This is a genomic window from Inquilinus sp. (assembly GCF_057815775.1).
This window is the reverse complement of sequence record NZ_JBYRFX010000643.1, coordinates 1-4,750: the sequence shown is the minus strand read 5'-3', so window position 1 is coordinate 4,750 and position 4,750 is coordinate 1. Positions and strand designations below refer to the sequence as shown.

The 4,750-nt window shown below is 71.0% G+C and carries 4 protein-coding genes and 1 pseudogene; 3 read left to right on the top strand and 2 right to left on the bottom strand.

Going from position 1 to position 4,750, the window contains the following annotated elements:
• Positions 1 to 53: 53 nt before the first annotated feature.
• The 3 genes and pseudogenes from AC3XYG_RS22285 to AC3XYG_RS22275 form a co-directional block, all read left to right on the top strand.
• Positions 54 to 1,583, top strand: a pseudogene (locus AC3XYG_RS22285) (family 20 glycosylhydrolase); the annotation flags it as partial.
• A 111-nt stretch (positions 1,584 to 1,694) separates the two neighbouring features.
• Complete coding sequence (locus AC3XYG_RS22280; RefSeq protein ID WP_489142058.1) at positions 1,695 to 1,994, top strand: chitobiase/beta-hexosaminidase C-terminal domain-containing protein; 300 nt, start codon at positions 1,695 to 1,697, stop codon at positions 1,992 to 1,994.
• Positions 1,995 to 2,112: 118 nt separating this feature from the next.
• On the top strand, positions 2,113 to 3,654 hold the full coding sequence (locus AC3XYG_RS22275) for a serine hydrolase (protein WP_489142057.1): 1,542 nt from the start codon (positions 2,113 to 2,115) through the stop codon (positions 3,652 to 3,654).
• 33 nt (positions 3,655 to 3,687) lie between these two features.
• On the opposite strand, the gene AC3XYG_RS22270 is transcribed toward AC3XYG_RS22275, so the two are convergent.
• Together AC3XYG_RS22270 and AC3XYG_RS22265 are read right to left on the bottom strand one after the other, a co-directional pair.
• On the bottom strand, positions 3,688 to 4,179 hold the full coding sequence (locus AC3XYG_RS22270) for a hypothetical protein (RefSeq protein ID WP_489142056.1): 492 nt from the start codon (positions 4,177 to 4,179) through the stop codon (positions 3,688 to 3,690).
• Positions 4,180 to 4,527: 348 nt separating this feature from the next.
• The coding region (locus AC3XYG_RS22265; RefSeq protein ID WP_489142055.1) for a hypothetical protein at positions 4,528 to 4,750 on the bottom strand (223 nt) is incomplete at its 5' end.

The following is a 4,750-nucleotide window of genomic DNA, read 5'->3' as shown; positions in this document are numbered from 1 at the left end:
AGGCGCTGGCGCCGCTGACCCCACGGCCTTGGCGGTGGGAGATCGGCGCTGGAATGTTCCGGCTCGACCGCGCCGCGACCCTGGCCCATACGCCGGAATTGACGGGCGAGGCCGCGGTGCTGCGCGACGGGCTGCGGGGCCTGACCGGGTTGGTCCTGGCATCGGGCCAGGGCGCCGCCGTGATCCGGCTGGAGCTGGACCCGATCGCCGCCGTGCCCGAAGACACCGGCGAGGCCCATGCCCTGACCATCGATGCCACGGGTATCCGCATCGCCGGGCGCAGCCCCGCCGGGGTGATGCGCGGCGTGCAGAGCCTGCTGCAGCTGATCCCGCCGGCGGCGCTGGGGGGAGACGTCCCGGTCGACCTGCCGCATCTCGCCGTCACCGACCGGCCGCGCTTCGGCTATCGCGGCCTGCATTTCGATGTCGGGCGCAACTTCCATGACGCGGCGACCGTGATCCGGCTGCTCGACGTCATGGCGCTGTAAAAGCTGAACACGCTGCACTTCCACCTGACCGAGGATGAAGGTTGGCGGCTGGAGATCCCCGGCCTGCCGGAGCTGACCGAGATCGGCGCCCGCCGCGGCTTCAGCCGGGATGAGGCGGACCGCCTGCCGCCCTCCTTCAACTCGGGCGCCGGCAGCGCGGCGCCGGGCACCGGCCATTACAAGCGCGCCGACTTCCTGGCGATCCTGCGCCACGCCACCGCGCGCCACATCGCCGTGATCCCGGAGATCGAACTGCCGGGCCATGCCCGCGCGGCGATCCGGGCGATGACGCTGCGCCATGACCGGCTGATGGCCGCGGGCCGGCCGGAGGCGGCGCGGGAATACCTGCTGGCCGACCCGGAAGACCGGTCGGAATACCGCTCGATCCAGGGCTGGCGGGACAATGTGGTCTGCGCCGGGCTGGCTTCCGTCGACCGCTTCTTCGCCCATGTCGTCGACACCCTCCGCGCCATGTATCACGAGGCCGGTGCGCCCCTGACCCACATTCATGTCGGCGCCGATGAGGTGCCGGCGGGAGTGTGGACGGCGTCGCCGGCCTGCCGGCGCTACATGGCCGCGCATGGCTTGGCCGATCTGGCGGCGCTGGAGACCGATTTCTTCCGCCGGCTGCGCGGCATCCTGTCCGCCCGCGGCCTCGGCCTGGCCGGCTGGCAGGAGGCGGCGCTGCGCGGCCATGGCCAGGGCGACGAAATGGTGATCGACCCCGGCTTCGCCGGCACCGATTCCCTGCTCTATGTCTGGGATTCGATCTGGGGCCGCGGCCGCGAGGACTGCGCCTACCGCATGGCCAATGCCGGGGTGCCGGTGGTGCTGTGTTCGGCCGATCGGCTGTATCTCGACCTCGCCCATGCCAAGCATCCGGACGAGCCCGGCCAGGAATGGGCCGGCCACATCTCGACCCGCGGCGTCTTCGAATTCTGCCCGACCGACCCGTTCCTGGAGCCGGCGACCGACCGGCTGGGCCGGCGGGCAACGCCGGAGCAGCTGGCCGCCCGGCAGCGCCCGACCACGGCGGGGCTGCCGCAGATTCGCGGCCTGCAGGGCACGCTGTGGAGCGAGCACATCACCAGCTGGGAGCGGCTGGGCCACCTCGCTCTGCCCCGGCTGCTCGCGGTCGCCGAACGCGCCTGGGTCGGCGACCCGGCCTGGGCCGCGATTGCCGATCCGGCCGACCGGCGGCGGGCGATGGATGCGGAATGGTCGGACTTCGCCAACCGGCTGGGGCGGACGGAGCTGTGGCGCCTGTCCCGCCTGCGCCACGCGCCGCGCATCCCGCCGGTCGGCGCCGCCGTGGTCGACGGCACGCTGGTGCTGAGCACCGAGATGCCGGGGCTGATCCTGCGCTGGACGGAGGGCGAGGCCGACCCGACCGCGGAGTCTGCCATCTACGAGGCCCCGATCCCGGCCGTATCAGGCACCCGCTTCCGCATCGCCGCCTTCACGCCGGATGGGCGGCGCAGCCGGGTGGAGACAGTCATGGCCTGAGGCCGGCCTCGCCCTTACCCGTTCGGTGGATCCCGGCAACCGCCGCTGTCCGTCCCGCCGATGGCAGGGCATGATACCGGCGCAGCGCGACGGCGCCGCGTCGAGGGGGAGATCCGCCATGCCATTGCATCTCGGCCGCCTGTTCATCACCGCCGTCCTGGCCCTGGCACCAGCCGGCGCGATGGCCGGCACCGTAACGCCGGAGGCGGTGACGGCAGCGCTGCCGCTGCTGGAGCAGCAGGCGCAGGCGGCGGTCGACCGGGGCGACGTTCCCGGCCTGTCGATCGCCGTGGTCTATCGCGACGAGGTAGTGTTCCTGAAGGGCTTCGGCCTGCGCGAAGCGGGGCGGCCGGATGCCGTCGATGCCGACACCGTGTTCCAGCTGGCCTCCTGTTCGAAGCCGATCGCCTCGACCGTCGTGGCGGCGCTGGTCGGTGCCGGCACCGTGACCTGGGACAGCCGCATCGCCGACATCGACCCCGGCTTCGCCCTGGCCGAGGCCTATCCGACCCAGCAGTTGACCATTCGCGACCTGTTCTCCCATCGCAGCGGCCTGCCCGGCGATGCCGGCAATGAGTTGGAAGCGCTGGGCTATGGCCGCGACGAGATCCTGCACCGGCTGCGCCAGGTGGCGCCGGCCAGCAGCTTCCGGTCGGGCTATTCCTACAGCAATTTCGGCATCACCGAAGGCGCGGTCGCGGCCGCCAAGGCGGCGGGGCTGGCCTGGGAGGATGCGGCCGAGCGCGAGATCTATGCCCCGCTGGGCATGGCCTCGACCAGTTCGCGCCATGCCGATTTCCTGTCCCGCACCGACCGCGCCGCGCTGCATGTCCGCGTCGGCGGCACCTGGCAGGCGAAGCTGACGCGCGACCCGGATGCACAATCCCCCGCCGGCGGCGTCAGCTCGACCGCGCACGACATGGCGCAATGGCTGCGCCTGGAGCTGGGTCACGGCCGCTATGCCGGGCGGCAGTTGATCCCGCAGGAGGCGATCGACCAGACCCATCAGCCGCTGATGGCGCGGGGCGCCAACCCGGTCACCGCCGCCGCCGCCTTCTACGGCCTGGGCTGGAACGTCGAATACGGCCGGCATGGCCTGCAATGGGATCATGCCGGCGCCTTCAGCGTCGGCGCCCGCTCGCTGGTCAGCCTGTATCCGGACGACGACATCGGCATCGTGATCCTGAGCAATGCCTTCCCGACCGGCGTGCCGGAGGGCTTGGCCGACAGCTTCTTCGACCAGGTATTCGACGGCCGCGTGTCCGAGGACTGGACCACGAAATGGGACCAGATGTACGAAGGGTTCTTCGGCCCGGCGGTGGCGGCGTCCCAGGCCCGCTACGGCACGCCGCCGGCAACGCCAGCGCCCGCACTGCCGCTGTTCGCCTATGCCGGCACCTATGCGAACGACTACCTCGGCACCGCCACGGTGGTCGAACGGCAGGGTGCGCTGTGGCTGACCCTCGGCCCGCGGCAGCAGACCGAATTCCCGCTCCGCCACTTCGACCGGGACATGTTCGTCTATTCCCCGGCCGCGGAAATCCCGGACGCCGTCGCCGCCGTCACCTTCCGCATCGGCCCGGACCAGATCGCCGACCAGGTGACGATCGAGGACCTCGACGATCTCGGCCTGGGCGTGCTGGCACGGGTTTCGCAGTAGCGGTCCGGCAGGACGCTCACATCGCCCGAGCGGTCAGTTCGCCGGGGCCTTGCACTGGGAGTCGAGATCCCCGAAGGCGCCGGCGAAACCGGCCAGCTGGTATTCCTGCACCGCGCCGTCATACCGCTCCAGCCCGAAGCCGTTGCCGCGCTTGGCCGACGCGAACAGCTTGCCCGAGGATTTCGGTGACAGGACCACGGAGTTGGGGCTGTCGCCCGGGGTCAGGGCGATGCGTTCGCGGTTCTGGTTGATCGTCAGATACCCGCTCTGCGCCGTCGCGGTGCTGCGGCTGTTGTCGCTGCGCTCGAAGGTGAAGGTCACGACCACCGACTGGTCGGCGGTGCTGCAGCGGAAGCCGACGGAATCCTGGTCGCCGTTGCGCTCGCTGACCAGCAGCGAGACGGTCTTGCCCGCCTCGTCCCGCACCAGCTGGCCGCTGTAATCGTCCGTCTCATAGGGCTGGGCCAGCGCGGCGGCGGGGCTCAGGGCCACGAGGCCCAGGCAGGCGAGACAGGTCCACTTCATCGATACCTCACTGGGTCGGTCCGGCAGCGAACCCGCTGGCCGGCGCCGGATGGCAGCAGCCCTGGACCGTCCGCCGGCATCCTAGCACCCGCCGGCCCGATGCCGCCGGGTTTCCGCAGAAGCCGGCTGGGCCGCGACAAACGCGTCTGCCCCCTCCCGCGGGACGGGAGAGGCGAAACACTCCGACTTTTTGGTTTCGGTGGTTGGGTTCGCGGTTCGCGGACCACTCCCCCGCCTGTCATGCCCGGACTTGATCCGGGCATCCAGAGATTGTCGACATCTCCTGGATTGCCGGGTCAACCCTCGGATCAAGTCCGAGGACGGCAATGACAACAGGGGAGAGTGCGATCACCCCGTATCCGGCGGCTTTGGACTGCGGCTGCTGCCGGCGCGGAACTCGGGCGGATCCCCCGGCCACGGCTCGTCGTCTTCCGGCGGCACGACGCCCATCCTCTCCAGGGTCTTGTCCGCCGCTTCCAGCCAGCGCTTCACCCGTGGCGGATATCCCCAATACCGGGACAGCGTCTCCACCGCGATCTCTGCCGGGGTGACCTCCACCAGCTCCGCGATC